This window comes from Phenylobacterium sp. J367 (assembly GCF_024699985.1).
Taxonomy (GTDB): Bacteria; Pseudomonadota; Alphaproteobacteria; order Caulobacterales; family Caulobacteraceae; genus Phenylobacterium.
In genome coordinates this window covers 76,626-93,993 of record NZ_JAJONA010000002.1, presented here as the reverse complement: position 1 = coordinate 93,993, position 17,368 = coordinate 76,626, and the positions used below count along the sequence as shown (strand labels likewise).

Genomic DNA, 17,368 nt, shown 5'->3' with positions numbered 1-17,368 from the left:
CTCAGGCCTTGCACCGGCGGCATGCATCCGTGCCGCCAGGGCCAATGCAAGCCCGGTGGCGCTCACCGCGACGACGATGCCGGTCAGCACCAAGCCGTGAGGGGGTGGGATCGGGCGGAGCGCCTTCGCCGCGATAGCCGAGCGCGACCAGGATCACGAAGATTCCCGTGCCGAACGCATTTGCCGCGACGATGCGCCGGAGGAGATCGCGCGCCAAGACAAGCGGATAGATCGACAGCGCCAGGACGGCTGCGCCGAGGAGGGCATACCCCAACGAGACCGTCATGCGCGCCCGTCCGGAGGTGCGGGCCGGCCGCCCTGGAACAGAACCAGGAAGGTGAACGCCACGGATAAGGTGAGCGCCGCTTCGATCACCAGGATCAGGTGTTTAGCTAAGCCAGGCGGGTACTGCAGCAGCGTGGACTGAGACATTGCAGTCGCGGCGGCCACGACCACGAAAACCAGCAGCCCTGCTGCGATCGTGACGCGCAGACGGAGCGTGTCCATCTGGCCGGGCGCCCGCGGCAGACCGGCGACGAGCAACAGCAGGAGCGCGCCCGACAGGACCGCGCCCGCCTGGAAGGCGCCGCCGGGTGCAAAGGCCCCCAGCCACAGGAGATAGCCCGCCACGATGCAGAGCAGGGGAATAAGCGGGCGCAGCAGCGCCAGATACAACGGGTCCCCAGGCGGAAGCCGGGGTGTTTCGGGGCTGCGGCCCAGGCACCACACCGCCGCTGTCGCGATCAGGAGAACAGCCACCTCCAGCAAGGTGTCGTAGCCTCGGAAGTTCAGCAGCACGGCGGTCACCGGGTTGGTGACGCCGCTTTCAGGCAGGCGAGCCTCGACGGCGCCCTCCAGCCCAGGCCGTACCTGCCAGTCCAGCGAGATCAGCGCCCAGGCGAGCGCGCTGAAGACCGCGACTGAAAGCCCCGCCACCAGGCCCCGAATGATCCAGGGTAGGCTTCGTTCAGGCAGAGGCGACGGCACGCTCCCCTGGGCCCGCAGGATCAAGGCTCCGGTGAGCGCAGCACCGACCGCGGCTTCCGCCAGCGCCACGTCAGGCGCTCCCAATCGCATCCAGACCAAGGCCACCACGCCACCGAAGCCGATGAAAAGCATGGTCATTCGCGCACGGCTGCCGCTCCACAGCATGGCGGCCACCAATCCCAGAACAACAGCGCCGAGAACGAGGTCGAGGAGCACAAGGGGCGTCACTTCGGCTTTTCCAGGTCGGAGGTGTGCGCCTGGTCTGCGAGGAGGTAGCCGCAGGTCGCGCTCGTGAGCATCACGACCAACCAAATCAATAGAACCTTGAGCCCGACCCACGCATTGTCGGCGAGGGTGGCGGCTCCCAGCGCGATTAGACCCAGGCCGAGGTTGTCGGCCTTGGTGAAGGCGTGAAGCCGCGTGTACACATCCGGGAAGCGCAGCAGCCCCGCAGCCCCGCCCACGAAGAAGAAGCACCCCGCGGCGAACAGCGCAGTCGCCAGGATTTCGGTCCAGTTCATGCGCGATCACTTTCGGCGTCTCTCGTCCGCTGGCGCATGCTTGCGATAAAGACGGCTGCGGTGGGCGAGGCGAGCACCGCGAAAACCAACGCGATGTCCCACAGACGCGGCCGATCAAGCGCGACGCCAAGCAGGAGGGCAAGCGCTGTGAGGCTCGTTCCCAACAGCTGCAGCCCCAGCATCCGATCGCTGTCGCGGGCCCGCGGGCGACGCGAACCAACGCGACGGCGGTGACGAGTATCAGGAGGGCCGCGAAGACCGTCGCCACCGTCGCCATCATGGGTGATCACCCTTGACGCCGAACAGTCGCGCGACCCGATCCTCCAGTTCCTTGATCTGCTCATGGGAATGGGCATCGACGTCGATGACGTGCATGCGCATCTCTGCACCCTTAACATCGGCGCTGAGGGTTCCGGGCAAGAGCGTCAAGGTGTCGAGGAAGACCGCCCGCGGAAGACCCTCCGGCAGGCTCATACAATAAGGCACGAAGCCGGGTTGGACCAGACTGCGCGGTCCCAAGGCGCGCCGCGCCACGTCCCACCCCCCGACGGCCGCCTGCCACAGGAAATAGACGATGAACTCGAGGAGTCCCCGGGGGGACACGTGGCTTCTCGCCGCCGCGGGAAGGCGGCGAGACAGGGCTAACCCAGTCAGCGCGGCCGGCACACCGACGACGAGACTAGAAAGGTCGCCCTCGTTGAGCAGCAGAAAGAGCGCTAAACCGCTACCGAGAACAGTTGCGTACTCAAGAACGCGAGGAGCCGTCGGGCCTGTTCCCTTGATGTGAGGGTACGCGTCACGACCCCCTCAGTCATTGGGTGGGGGCGCCCATGGTCGCGGTGGATCATTTTGGCCAGATCCACCACACATAGACCACGTAGCCGGCGATTAGGCACGCGCCTTCGAGACGGCTGAGCCGCCGTCCGGTCCAAAGCAGCAGGAGGAGGAGGATGGAGACGCCGACCATCACCCAGCTATCGAAACCGGCGATCTGCGCCGGGACGGCGGTCGGCGCGATGAGGGCCGTGACCCCGCCAATGCCCAGGACGTTGTAAATGTTCGAGCCGAGCACGTTGCCGATTGCGACATCCGCCTGCTTACGCAGGGCCGCGATCGTCGATGTGGCGAGTTCGGGCATCGAGGTGCCGGCCGCCACGATGGTCAGCCCTATTACTGTCTCGCTCACCCCGAGCAGACGGGCCAGTTCGACAGACGCTGTCACGAAATTGCTTGCGCCGAACACAAGCAGGGCTAATCCGCCGAGGCACAGGCCCAACGGCAACACCCAGCCCAATGCCTTGGGCTTGGCTGTCGCCGCTGGCCGCAAGCCAGGATCAAGTTGTTCAAGCGCCTCGGCCTTCTCAAAGATCGCCGTGTGCTCGCTTCCACCAGGAGCGACGCGACGCTCCTGTCGCCACGCGCGGACCAGATAAACGGTCAACAGCACGAGCAGGCCGGCCGCCACAAAGCGATCTAAAGTCCAGATCACACCTACGAGCGCCAACAGCAATGCTGTGCCGATCACCCACGAGCCATCCCGGCGCAGAGCCGTCGATGACACCGCTATGGGGCAGATCAGAGCCGACGCGCCCAGTATGATGAGGACATTGAATATGTTGGAGCCGACGATATTGCCTACGGCGATACCCGGAGAGTTCAGCAGAGCGGCCTCAACGCTGGTGACGAGTTCGGGGGTGGACGTGCCGAACCCCACGATCGTCAGCCCGATGAGCAGCGAAGACACGCCCATCCCTTCCGCAAGACGGACAGCGCCGCGGACCAGCAATTCGGCCCCCCGCGATCAGCAATGCGAGACCGCCAATCAGCGGGATCCAAATTTCCATATCCTCGCTCCGGTGTGGTCGCGTTAGTGCTCAGATACCGCCGGTCCCGCCAGCATCCTTACGGGGCCACAGCAGGCGCGGCCGCTTTGGTCTTGATCAGGGAGTACACAACGCCGCCAGCTAGCAACGCGGCGGTCACCGTAAGAGAGACAATGGCGGGGAATTTCTCCCACCCCATGGCCTCCGCCACGAACACCTTGGCGCCGATGAAGACCAGCAGCAAGGCCAACGCCTTCTTCAGGTAAGCAAACCGCGCGACGACCGCGGCCAGGGCGAAGTACAGCGCGCGCAAACCTAGGATGGCGAAGATGTTGGAGGTGTAGACGAGGTAGGGATCTGTGGTGATGGCGAAGATGGCCGGCACCGAGTCCACGGCAAAGATGACGTCCGCCAGTTCAACCATGACCAGCGCCATGAATAGCGGTGTCGCCCACAGCACAGTCTTTCCGCCGGGGCCAGGCTCGCGCACAAAAAACCGGTGCTCGCGAAGTCCGTCGGTCAAGCGCATCCGGCTCGCGACCCACCGGTACATCTTTGAGTCGAGGGGATTCTTAGGCGCGGTCGAAGCTCCGAACATCTTGATTCCCATCAGGATGAGGAAGCCCGCGAAGACCAGCAGGAGCCATTCGAATTGGGAAACGAGCGCAGCCCCGGCGCCAATCATGATCCCGCGCAGAACGATGACGCCCAACACACCCCAGAACAGAACGCGATGCTGGTACGCGGCAGGGATGGCGAAGGCCGCGAAAATAGTGGCGATGACGAAGACGTTGTCGAGCGCCAAGCTCTTCTCCACGAGGAAGCCCGTCAGGTATTCGACCCCCGCCTGGCGGCCGAGTTCGAACCAAACCCATGCGCCAAAGCCCAGACCCAAGGTGATGTAGCCCGCTGAAAGCGCGAGGCTTTCGCGCACGCCGATTTCCTTGTGTTTCCGATGGAGAACGCCGAGGTCGAGCGCGAGCAGCACGACGACGATGCCGGCGAAGGACGCCCACATCCAGATCGGCTTTCCCAGCCAGGGCTCAGTCATCAACTCAAGCATCAACCCGTTCCAAGATAAGCGGAGGGGCGCTTTCGCGCCCCTTGTTAAGGTGTCTCGGCACGGTCAATCAGCGGATACGACCGTACTCGACTTCGAAGATTTGGTGTCCCACCTGTACCTTACGCTGGTTTAGGTCCCGCACGAGAAAATCATTCGGGCAGGGGCGGCTAAGCTCAGCGCTCAGGCGCGCCTCCAGATGGCGGTGCTCGCTTTGCAGGCGGCTCAGTTTTTGGACCTCCATGGGCTCCTCCTTCGCTGGAGGCGCGCCCGGCCGGCGGGGCGTTGGGGGAGCTGGCCGGACGCGCCTTTGGCGGTCCGACATCACGACCGCCGTCGGTCGTCAGAGGGGCCCGGGCCACCTTTCAAAGATGGTGCGGCGTAATGATTGCGCCACTGGTTTGTTGATCAGATCCGCTCATCGTCGCGATATACTGAGGTGATCATATGCTGGCAGTGAAATTGAAAGGCGTGGCGAGTGTCGGGGCTATCTGAGGCTGCCGGTTGCGACAACTAACCTTTGCAATCTCTACATTTACAGTTGTGCCCGCAGATTTGACCTGGCCTGGAAGACCGCCGCGGCCTGAACGCATTTGGGAGCCTCGCCTCAAAGGAGCCTTCTATAGACCCCGTCTCGCTCAAGAGGGCTTGGCTCGCGTGGCCGGCACGGCCGAATGCGACTTCGCCCTCGTCGGCCTCGGTCGGCTCTGACGCCTGGCCGCGAGTTCAGATCCTGACCGCGCGCTGAGGGACGAGCAGGACATCGCCGGGCGCGGTCTCAAGGATGCGTTTGGCCGTGCCACCAAGCCGTCGGTCCAAGACCCCTTTTCCGCTATGGGCGGCGACGACCACGAGATCGACACCGTGGTCCCGCATATAGGCGTGAACAAGCATCTCAGGCGGCCCGTGCTCGACCAACGTCTTGATGCGACCGCGCTGCTCATCGCTTAAGGCGGCCTGGCCGACGAACACTTCGCTCGCCCTGAGCGTCTCCGCGCGCCAGTCCTCGCGGAACTCTCCCTTGTCCAGAAAGCCTGCGAACGGCACCTGCCAGCCATGCAGCAGCGTGAGGCGCGCAAAGGGGGAAGTAACTGGCCGCCGTCGAAAGCGCATTGGCCGAATAGGCGGAGAAATCAGTCCCGACCAGCACCTCCTCGTAGATGCGCGGCCGGGTCTTGGCGATCAGAATTGGGACTTCAGCCTGCGGCGCAAGTCGATCGACCGTGGTTCCGACGAGGTAGCGGCCGAACGTTTCATCGCGTGCGATCCCGGTTACAATGAGATCGGCCTTCTCGTACTTAGCCACATCGAGGATAGCGGCCACAGGCTCCCCGTCGACCACCCTCACTTCGATTGGATGTCCGCACCCTTGCAGGTCTCGCCGCAATTGGGCTTCGACGGCATTCGTGCGCCCAGCCGGGCGGCGCCAGCTCGGCGTCCTCAAAAACGGAGTCGCGCGCGGGCGTCTCTGGCTCGACCACGGTCACCAAGACCAGCCGCGCGTTCCATCGCCGAGCCAATTGCAGGGATCGGTCCTGCGCGCGATCGCAGCGACTGCTCAGGTCCGTCGCGAGCAGCACTGTTTTCGGACATTCGCTCGTCATGAGCCGCTCGAACAATGGCGATGAGCCCGCGCCACCGACCGCGGTGGCCGAGCACGCCGGTCACCGCGCGTCATCGATGCCGATCTCCGCTGGGGGCACCCCGATGGCGCGGCAGATGCGCAGCGCCACCTCGCGCTCGACCTGGTCATAACCTCCGTCGGCCATCGCCACCGCGTTGCAAGCGTGGGCAAGCGCGACCGCTAGATCCGGAACATCTTTCACGGGTTCGATCAGAACCAAACAGGCCGCCTCGGCCCTAGGGGGATCGGACACCCAGGCCTCTAGCAGCTGATCGAACGTTCTCGTGAGGCTGTCACAATCCAGGAGCCCGGCCCCGGCGAGGCGGTGAATCCGCTGCAGCAACTGAGCGCGCTCCTCGTCCGACGGCCAGCCATCAGCGCTAGCGACCATGGCGCAGGCCGCGGCGAGGGCTGGCCCGAACGCATGGTGGACAGGTTGAGGGACCTCGGCGCGAACCCTGTCGTAGTTTCGGTGTCTCTGCGTCATGGTTGGGGTCATTCTGCGGCCATCAGCATCGGCGCAGACGGCGCTCTGAAACTTGGGCGCTCATCATCGCTAGGTTTCGGCGCAGGCCCTTGGGAGTTTGAACCGCTCCCGAACCAGATATTGGCTAAGGCCCAATATGGACCCCACACGATCTGCGCGGCGATGATCGCCTCCATGGCCCGGCGTTCACACGCCTCGAGCTCCCTTATGCGCTGCGGGTCCGGCTGCGCCTTGCAGCGCTCGTCGATCAGCGCGGCCCGCGCAGCGCGGACCTCCTGCTGGCAGCCGCTCATCATCGTCAAGAACATTGAACCCTCCGGTCGCTGTAGGGCCGCGCCCGTTGGGGCGCGGCTTCTCGTCTGACCGACATCGCGTCGCGGCTGCATGCGCAGGGCGGCGCCAGAGGGGCCCGGTCTGCTGTAGATGTCGTCGGTCGACGGCGGCAGCGCAATGGGGGAGGTGATGAGTAAAGCCGATCCGGGTGACAAGTCTCGCTCATCCTAGCCCAGCAACGCAGACGCAAGCCAGGCATAGAGCGGGATGCCGACGAGGAGGTTGAATGGAAATGTTACGGCAAGCGGGAGGGTCACATAGACCCCAGCATTCGCCTCGGGCAGCGCCAGCCGCATGGCCGCCGGGACTGCGATGTAGGACGCCGAACCCGCCAGGACCATGAGCATCGCCGCTTCGGGTACAGGCAAGCTCAGGACATGCGCCGCCAAAAGGGCCACCCCTGCGCCCGCTAGGGGGATGGCGATGCCGAGCGCCACCAGGTTGGGATGCAAAGGCCTGCGGCCCCGGAGGCTCCTCGCGGCCGTGAGCCCCATGTCGAGCAGGAAGAAACACAGCGCGCCCTGAAAAATCCCATTCACGAAGGGATCGAGCTTGGCCATTCCCGACCCGCCCGTGGCTAAGCCCACGAGAAAGCTGCCGACGAGCAGCAGAAGGGCGCCGTTGAAGAGGACTTCATGCACTGTGCGCCCAGCTGTGGCCGACCTCGCCGACGCCGGCGCGCGCCGGGCCAGCAGCAGGCCCGCGAGGATCGCCGGCGTTTCCATCACCGCGAGAACCGCAGCCATGTAGCCAGCGGGCGCCAAACCAACGCTCTTGAGGAACTCGCTCGCCGCCGCGAAGGTGACGACAGAGACCGAACCGTAGGCCGCCGCGGTCGCAGCACTGGTGGCGCGATCGATGCGGCCGAGGCGCTCGAGCAGACCAAAGACCAGGAAGGGTGTGACAAAGCTCAGAAGGAGCCCGGCGACGCCGGCGCTCAGCATCACGGGGGTCCGCGCCATGGAGCCGAGCCTCCACGCCGCCTTTGAACCCGATGCAGAGCATCAGGTAGAGCGCCAGTCCGCGTGAAACCTGTTCCGGAACGCTCAGATCGGAACGGGCGAAGCCCGCTATCGCGCCGAGGATGAAGAACAATGTCCCCGGCGCAGCCAGGGCTTGAAGGGTGCTGAAGTCCATCGGGTGCTCACAGGATGCGAGCGGCGGCCTTACCCCGGCTGCGCTGAAGCGTAGCCTTGATATTCGACATGGAACCGATATGCTTATTCAATCATGCCCCATCGCACTCACCGGAACGTAAATCTTGATCTGGATCTGATCCGGACGTTTGTCACTGTCGTGGAGGCGCAGAATTTCACGCGGGCGGGTCAGCGGCTGGGGCGGAGCCAGTCGGCCGTCAGCCTCCAAATGCGCCGGCTCGAGGATCAGGTAGGGGGTGACCCTGCTGTCGCGCGATCCACGGCATGTGGTGCTGACCGAAGAAGGCGAGATGTTCCTCCCGCAGGCGCGGCGGCTTCTGCGCGTCAACGACGAAATCCTGGCGGAGGTGCGAGGCGATGACATCGAGGGCGAGGTCCGCCTCGGCGCCCCGAGGATTTTGCGACGGTTCACCTGCCCGACATCCTCGGGCAATTCGCGAGGCTTCATCCGAAGGTGGCGCTGACCGTCACCTGCGACTTGACCCTTCACCTGATCGAGAAGCTTCGCGAGGGTCAATTGGACGTCGCCCTGGTGAAGCGAGAGCCCCTGGGCCCGGACCAGGGCGTGCGTGTCTGGCGCGAGCACCTGGTGTGGGTGGCCTCGGACAAGAGCGTGCTCGAAACAACGTCGATCGCGCCTTTGATCCTGGGCGCCTTCGCCTTGCGTCTATCGAAAGCGGGCCATCGCCGCGCTGGAAGCCGCCGGCCGCCCGTGGCGCTGCGCCTATACGAGCCCGTCGCTGGCTGGCCAGCACGCGGCCTTGCGGGCCGGGCTCGGCATTACGGTGCTGCCCCGGGATATGGCGCCAGCTGATCTGGTTGTGCTTGGAGAATCTGAGGGGCTTCCAAACCTGCCCGACGCGGAGATCGCTCTTCTGCGGGCTCGCACCGCGGTGCCGATAGCGGCGGCGCGGCTCGCAGAGTTCGTGCTGAGCGCGCTGGACCGTCGCCACGCGCTCCACGCCGCCGCCTAGAGCGGTAAGATCCGCGTAGGCGCCTGGGCGAGCTGCGAGGAGAGACCCTTCTTGGCTCGGCCAGGCGCTGTGCCGGGGCTCATACGCGGATGTCGACCAGGTGGGCGCTTGGTCGTGGCATTTGTGGAGACTCATTCATGGGGGGCGATCGGCTCTACCGGTCGATCCGTCGCGCTACTGCGCTGACTGGCGGCCAAGGCGACAGTTTGCGCAAGTTGAGCCGACCAGGCCACACTCCACAGGGGCAGGGCTGACGGTCCGATCCTCATGACATCGCCCCTTCGGGGTTCTGCGCCGCGCACGCGGACGGCGGAATGCCCAGCAGTTCACAAAGCCGAAGCACAACCGTGCGCTCTTCGGGAGCAAAGTCCCCGTCCGCATGGGCGACGGCCGATGCTGTCTCGATCAGGAGTCGAGAGACGCCTGCCTGGCCGGCGAGCCGGCGAACCGCTGCCTCCGCCACGGTCGCGCCATCCTCGGGATCGCGAGAGAGACGCTCGCTCAGCGTCTCGAACCCCAGCAACACCTCCTGCACACCGAAGACCGCGACTGCGGGGGTCCGCTGCATCCGCTCGATCATGCGCTGGTGTTCTTCAGGCCTGACGCGCCCGTCGGCGTGCGCTACCAGCGTGCAGGCCGCGATCAACGCGTCCATCTGAATCTCGTCACCGGGGGTCCAGATGTCGCTGGCCAGGATCTCGGGAGGAGATCGATGGCGGCGGGTGTCATGGTGCATAGTATTATCCCTCTTGCGAGGGTGTGCCTGGTTACGGCTGGCGTCCACGACAGCGGACTTCCGGACCCTTCATCGAGCACACCCGATGCGGTCCGACATCACGATCACCATGATCGTCAGAGGGGCCCGGCCCGCCGATAGAAGATGCTCACGGCTGCAGCAAAAGCGAACGAGAAATGCTAATGCCGGCCATTTCCAGCGCTCATTTCTCGGGAGATGTTCGCACTAGGGAGGAGAGTCATCGCGTCGGCGCATCTCTACTTCGGCATATCTAACCTTCTCACCTCTGCTGAGATTTGTTCTGCATATCATCCACATGGCGTTTTCGAATTCTCCTTGAAGATTTGGGTCGGCTACCAAGATCAGAAAAACGGCGCGGTTGTCCGTCTTCGAGGGGCCAACCAAATGATGGGTCCGACCTCCTCCTGGCAGGCAACCCGGCCAACCGCAGGAAGCGCGTCGTCTGCTGCAAGCGCCTAGTACGCCGTTCCAGGAGCATCCTATGTCGAACTTGAAGGCCCCGCTGCACCTCTTTGGTGCTCCATTTGACGGAAGGAACGCTGGTTGTTCCGTGTTCGACGCTCTGCTCGAGGCGCGTCGGCAATCGGGCGGTGATCGCGCGGTGTTGGAGGACCACGAGCGCCGCGTCCTGACCTATGATGATCTGATACGCGCTTGCTTTGCCGTCGGCCATCGCATCGCGCGTCAGACCACGGCTGACGAGACGAGTCGGACTATTGTTGCCGTCCAGCATCGGCGGCGCGATCGCCTTCTTCGCCGTGCAGGCCGTCGGCCGCGTCCCCGTGATGCTCAATTTCAGCGCCGGGTCACGTAACGTCACGCGAGCCGCCCACCTTGCCGGCGTCCGCCGCATCTACACCTCCAGGCGCTTCCTGGAGCTGGCGCGGCTGCAACCGCTTATGGTGGCGCTAGAGCGAGAGTTTCAGCTGGTCTATCTGGAGGACCTCCGCCAATCGATCACACCATTCGAGAAGGCCCGCGCGGCCTTCGCCGGAGCTTGCCCGACGATCTTCAGGCTGCGCCGCGTCGCTAGCGACCCGGCTGTCATCCTGTTTACCTCGGGAACGACCGGAGACCCTAAGGGTGTGGTGCTCACCCACGCCAATATCGTCGGCAACGCTGAGCAGATTGCTCAGCATATCGCGCCCGACCGCGACTGGATCATCTTCAACCCGCTGCCGCTGTTCCACGCTTTCGGCCTCGTTGGCCTGCTTCTTCCCCTGCTTCGAGGCATGAAGGCCGTGCTCTACCCCTCACCTGTACAGGCTGAGCCCATCGTGAAGCTCATTCGCGAGACCAAAGCAGACATCCTGCTCGGCGTGGACAGTTTCGTGAGCCAATACGCACGCGTCGCTGCGCCCGGGGATCTGGATAGCTTGCGGTTCGTCGTCTGCGGCGCGGAGCGCGTGCGGGAGGAGACTCACAAGTTGTTCGCGTCACCCGTGCTGGAGGGGTACGGCGCGACAGAATGCTCTCCTGTGGTGGCGGTGAACCAGCCAGATCGCAACCGTCCAGGAACTGTTGGGCCGCTGCTCCCGGGCATCGAGGCTTATATCGAGCCCGTTGGAGGGATTGCTCGTGGCGGCCGCCTACGCGTGCGCGGCCCCAACGTCATGGCAGGCTACTTGACGCCGGAGGGGCTCTCCAGTCCCCCCGGACGGGTGGTACGATACAGGTGATGTCTGCGATGTGACCGATGACGGCGCGCTGGTCGTGCTTGGACGTCTCAAGCGTTTCGCGAAAATCGGCGGAGAAATGGTGTCGCTCGCCGGCGTTGAGCAGATGGTCTCAACGGTATGGGCGAAAAATCGGCATGCGGTCGTCGCCGTTCCAGACGAGCAGCGTGGAGAGCGGCTCATACTGATCACAGATCACCCCAGCCCCAATGAAACGGAGCTGCAAGAGGGAATGAAGCGCGCCGGTTCGGCTCGCTTGTGGATCCCGACACGTATTGTCGGCGCCACGGAAATTCCGCTCCTGGCCAGCGGCAAGACTGACTACGGTGCTCTTCAGCGCTTGGCCGAACAGGAACGGGTTGTGGTCTGAGCGGGAGAGCGGTGCTCGCGCCGGCCTCGCGATGGCGTATACGCACCCGCATCTAGAGCTCTGGCGCATTTGAGCGTCCAGTGCCCGCCTAGCCCAAGATATGTTCTGCATATCATCTGAATGGCGCTTTCGAATTCTACATGAGGATTTGGATCGGATACCAAGATCAGGAAAGCGGCGCTGTTGCGTCGGCCCCTGAGGGGGGCAAGCCACAAGCGAGGTTGGACATGGGCCTTCACCAACGCCTGCAGAGTATAGCCCTCGCCGACGCGGCGCCGCTGGCGATGTTGGATCAAGAAGCCGATCATCGCATCGCCAACCATCTGTCGATGTTAGCCGGGCTTGCGCAGCTCCGAGGCCGCCAAGCTGCGGCAAGGTCCTGAAGCCTACTCTCGCGGAGAGGTGGCGCAGATTCTCGAAAGGTTGAGGGCTCAAGTGCTGGCGACGGCCGATCTGCATCGCGCCTTGGCCCTCCGCCCCGGCCAGAACATCCATCTCTCCGAGCATCTTCGTCGGGTGACTGGAATCATCGCCCTGGCCTGCGCCGGGCGGATTCTTCTCCACCAGGAGCTCGCAGACGACTGCGCGGTTTCGCCAGAAGCTGTCCTGCCTCTCGGGCAGATCGTCTCCGAGGCGATGACTAACGCCGTCAAACACGCGAGGCCTGACGGCGACCTGGTGCGGCTGGTGGTGCGCTGCTGGCGCGATGACCTCGACACCATCTGTGTCGAGGTGGCCGACAATGGTTGCGGGCTGGCGCCCGATCCGGCGAACTCAGGGGGTCTCGGGCTCCGCCTGATCCGACAACTCGCGCGGAAAGCTGGCGGGGCGGCAGAATTCCACTCTGGAGATGACGGTCTGCGTGTCCTGGTTCGCCTCCCGGATCGGAATCTTTCTACCTGCTACGTCATTTGATCGCGCACCGCCAAAACCTTAGAACCAGAGAGCCTCCATGAAAATCGGTCCTAGTTGGCATTTCGCAGAAGCCTTGTGCGCGACGCTTATAGCGCTTGGTTTCCTGCTCGCTCACGCATGGGGTGGGCCGCTGCGACCCCGGCGGGCGTTGGCGCGACAATCGCCACGTCGGTCTTGGCTGAAACCATAGCCGCTTCGGCGGACGGTAGCCTCGCTCTCACCCATCAAAGGAGATTTCAAATGTACAGTCACATTCTGCTGCCGACCGATGGATCTGAGGTCGCCGCGACGGGCATCCAGCACGGTATCGATCTGGCTTCACGTTTGGGCGCGAAGGTCACCATCATCACCGTGACAGAGCCTCTCACACTCTATGTGGGGGCAGAGAGTGCAGGCTGGAGCGCTGCATCGGCGCTGGCTGACTATGACGAGCATCAAACAAGCTCAGCGAAGTCGCTTCTTGCGACGATACAGCAGCAAGCTGAGGCCGCGGGACTGGATGCGGAAACGCTGCACGTGCCTCGAGCCCAGCCCGCTAGCTCAATCGTTGATGCGGCTCGCGATCAAGATTGCGATTTGATCGTCATGGCATCGCATGGTCGCCGGGGCTTCAGACGCCTAATCCTTGGAAGCCAAACCGCAGAGGTGTTGGCGAGAACGTCCGTGCCAGTCCTTGTCGTCGCAACAACGCCTACGCCTTCCTGACCACTATTACTTGTTTGAGCGTTTGCGACGTGTCTTGCTGGCTAAGCACCTCAGGAGTTCGCAAGATAGCCGGGCGAAGGCCAGACTAAGCGACCGCAAGGGGAGGGTGTGTTACGATAACGCGGTCAGATGGCGAAAGCGCCCACCACGGCAGTGAGGTCAATAAAGCCACTCGGGTCGGGCTCCTCATCGATACTGAGGCCTACTATCACGCTCTCGCCGCAGCCTTTGAAGCCGCCGAAAGGTCGATCCATATCCTCGGTTGGAGCTTCGATCCCCGCACGCGGCTCGCCCCTGATGGCCATGAAGGGCCGGATGATCCCGACGAAATCGGCCGCGTCCTAATGGGGCTTGCGCACGCCAAACCCAAGCTGGACATCCGCATTCTGGTGTGGGACGCGACCTTCGCCATCTCGGCCGCCCACGGCGGCTACCCTGATCCTCCCTCGTTTCAGTGGACACCCATGCTAGCTCTGAGGAGCTGGAGAGGAGTGTCAGATGAGCGGTACGCGCCGGGTGTTTCCGGAGGCCTTCAAGCGGGAGGCGGTGGATCGTGTGAGGAGCAGCGGGCTATCGGCCGGCGCCGTGGCTCGCGAGTTGGGACTGCACGAGACGGTGCTGCGACGATGGATGATGCGGTTCGGGGCGCAGGCGACGGGGGCGGCGTGGCGCCCACCACGCAGGCGCCGGCCCCGTCGCCGTCTGATCTGGCCGCGGAGGTCGCCCGGTTGCGTCGCGAGAACGAGCGGCTGCGGATGGAGCGCGACATCCTAAAAAAAGCCGCGCTCATCTTCGGAGCGGCCTCCCGATGAAGTTCGGGTTCGTCGATGAGCATCGAGCGGTCTGGCCGGTTCGGGTGATGTGCGCGGTCCTGGGGCTGTCGGCCAGCGGCTACTACGCCTGGCGCGCCCGGCCCGAGAGCCGGCGCGCTGCGGCCAACCGGGCTCTGCTCGACGACATCCGCCTGATCCACGCCGAGAGCAGCGGGACCTACGGCTCGCCCCGGGTCCACGCCATCCTGCGCGGCCACGGACGTCGGGTCGGCCGCTCACGTATCGAGCGCCTGATGCGCCGCGCCGGCATCCGCGGGCTGGCGGCGCTGCCTCGCCGGGCCCGGACCACGGACAGCCGTCATGGCTATCCGATCGCCCCCAACCGGCTCGCCCGCAACTTCCAGGCCGCCGCTCCCAACCAGATCTGGCTCGCCGACCTCACCTACATCCCCACCGGCGAGGGGTGGCTCTACCTCGCCGCGATACTCGACATGCACACCCGCAAGATCGTCGGTTGGTCGATGCGCCAGACCCTGCACACTGAGATCGCGCTCGACGCGCTCACCATGGCCGTCCAGCGCCAGCGACCGGCGCCTGGGCTGATCCATCACTCCGACCGCGGCATCCAGTACGCCGCCGAGGCCTACCGCCAGGCCCTTGCCGGCTCAGGGATTACGCCCTCCATGAGCCGCAAGGGCGACTGCTGGGACAACGCCCCGATGGAGAGCTTCTTCCACACCCTCAAGACCGAGCGCGTCCACCACCGGGTCTACGCCACCCGCGACCAGGCCCGGCGCGATCTGTTCCAGTACATCGAGGGCTTCTACAATCCCCGCCGCCTGCACTCAGCCCTGGGCTACGTCAGCCCAGCCGACGCCAAGCGCCGAGCGGCCTAACCCCGTCCACTTTTTCGGGGGAAGATCAGGCCGCTGGATCTCCTTCGACTACCTTCACGTCGACGACCGTCCCGTGCTCGTGCAGATCTCGGCGCAGGCGAGCCTCGACAGCGCTCGGTCGGTCAGGCGGGCGGCGCCAGCTCGGCAGCTCGAACACGGGCTCGCGCCTGGGCGGCTCAGGTTCGACGACCGTCAGCACGACAAGTCGCGCGTTCCAGCGCCGAGCTAGCTGCAGCGATCGGTCCAGCGCGCGATCACAGCGGCTGCTCAGGTCCGTCGCAAGCAGCATGGTCTTCGGTGGCGAGCAGCCGAGCGTCTGGCGCCGCGTATCGGTCCGATCGCTCACGCCGGCGGAACGGTCAGGTCTACCGCGCACTTTCAATGCCGATCTCCTCCGGTGCGACCTTGATGGCTCGGCAGATGCGGAGGGCGACATTGCGCTCTGCCTCGTCGTAGCCGCCGTCAGCCATCGCTACGGCGTTGCAGGCGTGGGCGAGGGCGAGCCTTAGGTCGGGTTCTTCACTGAGGGGCTCAATGAGCGCCAGACACCTCGCCTCCGCTTTCCCGGGGTCTGAGAGCAGGGCCTCGAGCAAGCCGTCGAAGGTCTCGACAAGCCCGTTCAGGTCCAGGGTCCCGCCGGCGGCCAGAAGGCGCATTCGCTGGAGAAGCTGAGTGCGCTCCTCATCCGACGGCCAGCCGTCAGCGCTTGCAACCATTGCGCATGCGGCCGCGAGCGCGGGCCCGAACACCGGATGGCTCGGCTGCGGGAGTTCGGTTCGGACAGCCTCGTAGTCTCGGCGGTTTCCGGGCATTTGCTTGACTACTCCGCTGCCATCAACATGGGCGTGGGCTGCGTCCGGGGTCTCGGATGTTCGCCCGGGCCATCCGAGGCTGAACCCGTATCGGCATCGGCTCCGCGTCCCCACCAGAGGTCAGCGACGGCCCAGTACGGACCCCACCAGATCTGCCCCAGGATCGCTGTCGCCAGCGCGCGACGCTCACAAGCTTCCAGCGCGGCGATGCGCGTCGGATCCGGCTGCGCCTTGCACCGCTCATCGCTGAGCGCTGCGCGAGCGGCGCGAACTTCCTGCTGACAGCTCCTCATCATCGTCAAGAACATCAAACCCTCCGGTCGCTGCGGCCGCGCCCCCAAGGCGGGCGGCCTTCTGTGTGGACCGACATCGTGTCGCGCTGCACGCCGCAGGCTGCACCAGAGGGGCCCGGTCCGCTGTAGATGTCAGCGGCGCTGCTATCGGACGCAAGGCCGCGGCCGATGAGTAAAGGCGATGTGGATGACAAGCGCCGCTCATCCTAACCAAGCAACGCAGAAGCGATCCAGGCATAGAGCGGAATGCCCACGAGCAGATTGAAAGGGAAGGTCACCGCAAGCGGAAGCGTGACATAGACGCCGGCATTCGCTTCCGGCAGCGCAAGGCGCATCGCCGCGGGAACAGCGATGTAGGACGCCGAGCCGGCCAGCACCATGAGCATGGCGGCTTCCGGAACTGGCAGGCTCAGGATCGCCGCCGCCGCGAGCGCCACGGCCGCGCACGCCAGAGGAATGGCGATGCCGAGTCCAATGAGGCTTGGATGTAGCGGCCGCCGAGCCTGCAGGCTCCTTGCTGCTGTCAGCCCCATATCGAGAAGGAAGAAGCAGAGCGCGCCTTGGAAAATTGCGTTCACGAAAGGTTCCAGCTTGCTCATCCCGGATTCGCCCGTCGCCAAGCCGACGACGAAGCTTCCTACGAGCAGCATCAGAGCGCCGTTGAAGAACACCTCATGCAGCGCGCGAGCGGCGGTCGCCGAACGGGCGGAGGCCGGCGCGCGACGCGCCAACAGCAAGCCAGCGAGGATCGCCGGCGTCTCCATGACGGCGAGAACCGCGGCCATATAACCCGCCGGCGCCAAGCCGATGCTTCTGAGAAACTCGCTCGCGGCCGCAAAGGTTACCACCGAAACCGAACCGTAGGCCGCGCCGGTTGCGGCGCTGGTTGACCGATCGATGCGGCCCAGGCGTTGGAGGAGCCCGAAGACGACGAAGGGGGTGACAAAGCTCAGCAGCAGGCCGGCGATACCCGCGCTGATCATCGCGGCGTCCGCGCCATGAACACGAGCCTCCACGCCCCCTTTGAACCCAATGCATAGCATCAGGTAGAGCGCCAGACCGCGCGAGACCTGCTCTGGAACGCTGAGATCGGAACGGGCGAAGCCTGCGACCCGCCCAAGATGAAGAACAGAGTGCCGGGCGCGGCCAGGGCCTGGGTGTGCTGAGGTCCATCGGGTGCTCACAGGATGCAGGCGGCGGCCTTA

At 64.8% G+C, this 17,368-nt stretch carries 24 protein-coding genes and 5 pseudogenes; 9 read left to right on the top strand and 20 right to left on the bottom strand.

Annotation, left to right across the window (positions count from 1 at the left end; translation table 11 throughout):
* Nucleotide 1: 1 nt before the first annotated feature.
* The 15 genes and pseudogenes from LRS04_RS26165 to LRS04_RS26105 all read right to left on the bottom strand — a co-directional run.
* Entirely contained in the window at nt 2-286 is a 285-nt protein-coding gene (locus LRS04_RS26165) for a hypothetical protein (RefSeq protein ID WP_257819366.1), read from the bottom strand.
* A complete protein-coding gene (mbhE, locus tag LRS04_RS26160) occupies nt 283-1,203 on the bottom strand; it encodes a hydrogen gas-evolving membrane-bound hydrogenase subunit E (protein WP_257819365.1) in 921 nt (306 codons plus the stop codon). The genes LRS04_RS26165 and mbhE overlap by 4 nt, the downstream gene beginning before the upstream one ends.
* A gap of 8 nt (nt 1,204-1,211) precedes the next feature.
* The gene (gene mnhG, locus LRS04_RS26155) at nt 1,212-1,508 is read right to left on the bottom strand and encodes a monovalent cation/H(+) antiporter subunit G (protein ID WP_257819364.1); all 297 of its coding nucleotides are present in this window, start codon (nt 1,506-1,508) and stop codon (nt 1,212-1,214) included.
* Nucleotides 1,505-1,690 carry a monovalent cation/H+ antiporter complex subunit F gene (locus tag LRS04_RS26150; protein WP_257819363.1) on the bottom strand — a complete coding sequence of 62 codons (186 nt, stop codon included), beginning with the start codon at nt 1,688-1,690 and terminating at the stop codon, nt 1,505-1,507. The genes mnhG and LRS04_RS26150 overlap by 4 nt, the downstream gene beginning before the upstream one ends.
* A 94-nt stretch (nt 1,691-1,784) precedes the next feature.
* Nucleotides 1,785-2,213, bottom strand: coding sequence for a Na+/H+ antiporter subunit E (locus tag LRS04_RS26145; protein WP_257819424.1), 429 nt, complete (start codon nt 2,211-2,213; stop codon nt 1,785-1,787).
* A 139-nt stretch (nt 2,214-2,352) separates the two neighbouring features.
* A complete protein-coding gene (locus LRS04_RS26140) occupies nt 2,353-3,294 on the bottom strand; it encodes a calcium/sodium antiporter (RefSeq protein WP_257819362.1) in 942 nt (313 codons plus the stop codon).
* Nucleotides 3,295-3,410: 116 nt separating this feature from the next.
* Nucleotides 3,411-4,394 carry a TerC family protein gene (locus tag LRS04_RS26135; protein WP_257819361.1) on the bottom strand — a complete coding sequence of 328 codons (984 nt, stop codon included), beginning with the start codon at nt 4,392-4,394 and terminating at the stop codon, nt 3,411-3,413.
* A 67-nt stretch (nt 4,395-4,461) separates the two neighbouring features.
* A complete protein-coding gene (locus tag LRS04_RS26130) occupies nt 4,462-4,635 on the bottom strand; it encodes a hypothetical protein (protein ID WP_257819360.1) in 174 nt (57 codons plus the stop codon).
* Nucleotides 4,636-5,117: 482 nt separating this feature from the next.
* Nucleotides 5,118-5,504, bottom strand: a complete 387-nt coding sequence (locus LRS04_RS26125) for a universal stress protein (protein WP_257819359.1) — start codon at nt 5,502-5,504, stop codon at nt 5,118-5,120.
* A gap of 73 nt (nt 5,505-5,577) precedes the next feature.
* A pseudogene (locus tag LRS04_RS28625) lies at nt 5,578-5,778 on the bottom strand (universal stress protein); the annotation flags it as partial.
* Entirely contained in the window at nt 5,690-5,995 is a 306-nt protein-coding gene (locus tag LRS04_RS28620) for a universal stress protein (RefSeq protein ID WP_374577666.1), read from the bottom strand. The gene LRS04_RS28620 and the pseudogene LRS04_RS28625, both read right to left, overlap by 89 nt.
* A 60-nt stretch (nt 5,996-6,055) precedes the next feature.
* Nucleotides 6,056-6,502, bottom strand: coding sequence for a TerB family tellurite resistance protein (locus LRS04_RS26120; protein WP_257819358.1), 447 nt, complete (start codon nt 6,500-6,502; stop codon nt 6,056-6,058).
* A gap of 8 nt (nt 6,503-6,510) precedes the next feature.
* Nucleotides 6,511-6,810, bottom strand: a complete 300-nt coding sequence (locus LRS04_RS26115) for a hypothetical protein (RefSeq protein ID WP_257819357.1) — start codon at nt 6,808-6,810, stop codon at nt 6,511-6,513.
* A 192-nt stretch (nt 6,811-7,002) separates the two neighbouring features.
* Nucleotides 7,003-7,797 (bottom strand): sodium-dependent bicarbonate transport family permease, encoded by a 795-nt coding sequence (locus tag LRS04_RS26110; protein ID WP_257819356.1) that lies wholly within the window; start codon nt 7,795-7,797, stop codon nt 7,003-7,005.
* A gap of 58 nt (nt 7,798-7,855) precedes the next feature.
* Nucleotides 7,856-7,972, bottom strand: a pseudogene (locus tag LRS04_RS26105) (hypothetical protein); the annotation flags it as partial.
* A gap of 93 nt (nt 7,973-8,065) precedes the next feature.
* On the opposite strand from LRS04_RS26105, the pseudogene LRS04_RS26100 reads away from it, so the two are divergent.
* The 4 genes and pseudogenes from LRS04_RS26100 to LRS04_RS26085 form a co-directional block, all read left to right on the top strand.
* A pseudogene (locus LRS04_RS26100) lies at nt 8,066-8,167 on the top strand (hypothetical protein); the annotation flags it as partial.
* A 61-nt stretch (nt 8,168-8,228) separates the two neighbouring features.
* Nucleotides 8,229-8,456 (top strand): hypothetical protein, encoded by a 228-nt coding sequence (locus LRS04_RS26095; RefSeq protein WP_257819430.1) that lies wholly within the window; start codon nt 8,229-8,231, stop codon nt 8,454-8,456.
* A pseudogene (locus tag LRS04_RS26090) lies at nt 8,405-8,554 on the top strand (LysR substrate-binding domain-containing protein); the annotation flags it as partial. The gene LRS04_RS26095 and the pseudogene LRS04_RS26090, both read left to right, overlap by 52 nt.
* Before the next feature lie 121 nt (nt 8,555-8,675).
* On the top strand, nt 8,676-8,966 hold the full coding sequence (locus LRS04_RS26085) for a hypothetical protein (RefSeq protein ID WP_308238546.1): 291 nt from the start codon (nt 8,676-8,678) through the stop codon (nt 8,964-8,966).
* A 265-nt stretch (nt 8,967-9,231) separates the two neighbouring features.
* Here LRS04_RS26085 and LRS04_RS26080 read toward each other — a convergent pair whose 3' ends face one another.
* Both LRS04_RS26080 and LRS04_RS27400 read right to left on the bottom strand, forming a co-directional pair.
* The gene (locus LRS04_RS26080) at nt 9,232-9,702 is read right to left on the bottom strand and encodes a tellurite resistance TerB family protein (RefSeq protein ID WP_257819355.1); all 471 of its coding nucleotides are present in this window, start codon (nt 9,700-9,702) and stop codon (nt 9,232-9,234) included.
* A 280-nt stretch (nt 9,703-9,982) separates the two neighbouring features.
* Nucleotides 9,983-10,456, bottom strand: coding sequence for a hypothetical protein (locus LRS04_RS27400; RefSeq protein ID WP_308238526.1), 474 nt, complete (start codon nt 10,454-10,456; stop codon nt 9,983-9,985).
* Here LRS04_RS27400 and LRS04_RS27395 point away from each other — a divergent pair.
* The 5 genes and pseudogenes from LRS04_RS27395 (at nt 10,443) to LRS04_RS26060 (ending at nt 15,058) form a co-directional block, all read left to right on the top strand.
* A complete protein-coding gene (locus tag LRS04_RS27395; protein ID WP_308238524.1) occupies nt 10,443-11,402 on the top strand; it encodes an AMP-binding protein in 960 nt (319 codons plus the stop codon). The two genes, LRS04_RS27400 and LRS04_RS27395, sit on opposite strands and share 14 nt — an antisense overlap.
* A 10-nt stretch (nt 11,403-11,412) precedes the next feature.
* The gene (locus LRS04_RS27390) at nt 11,413-11,769 is read left to right on the top strand and encodes a hypothetical protein (protein ID WP_308238522.1); all 357 of its coding nucleotides are present in this window, start codon (nt 11,413-11,415) and stop codon (nt 11,767-11,769) included.
* A 402-nt stretch (nt 11,770-12,171) separates the two neighbouring features.
* A complete protein-coding gene (locus LRS04_RS26070) occupies nt 12,172-12,684 on the top strand; it encodes a sensor histidine kinase (RefSeq protein ID WP_257819354.1) in 513 nt (170 codons plus the stop codon).
* A gap of 240 nt (nt 12,685-12,924) precedes the next feature.
* Entirely contained in the window at nt 12,925-13,389 is a 465-nt protein-coding gene (locus LRS04_RS26065) for a universal stress protein (protein ID WP_257819353.1), read from the top strand.
* 498 nt (nt 13,390-13,887) lie between these two features.
* A pseudogene (locus tag LRS04_RS26060) lies at nt 13,888-15,058 on the top strand (IS3 family transposase).
* A 25-nt stretch (nt 15,059-15,083) separates the two neighbouring features.
* Here LRS04_RS26060 and LRS04_RS26055 read toward each other — a convergent pair.
* The 3 genes from LRS04_RS26055 to LRS04_RS26045 all read right to left on the bottom strand — a co-directional run bounded on the left by LRS04_RS26055 (nt 15,084) and on the right by LRS04_RS26045 (nt 17,347).
* Nucleotides 15,084-15,347 carry a universal stress protein gene (locus LRS04_RS26055; protein ID WP_257819352.1) on the bottom strand — a complete coding sequence of 88 codons (264 nt, stop codon included), beginning with the start codon at nt 15,345-15,347 and terminating at the stop codon, nt 15,084-15,086.
* A 76-nt stretch (nt 15,348-15,423) separates the two neighbouring features.
* Entirely contained in the window at nt 15,424-15,870 is a 447-nt protein-coding gene (locus LRS04_RS26050) for a TerB family tellurite resistance protein (protein WP_257819351.1), read from the bottom strand.
* A gap of 499 nt (nt 15,871-16,369) precedes the next feature.
* Nucleotides 16,370-17,347 (bottom strand): sodium-dependent bicarbonate transport family permease, encoded by a 978-nt coding sequence (locus LRS04_RS26045; RefSeq protein WP_257819350.1) that lies wholly within the window; start codon nt 17,345-17,347, stop codon nt 16,370-16,372.
* Nucleotides 17,348-17,368 lie beyond the last annotated feature (21 nt).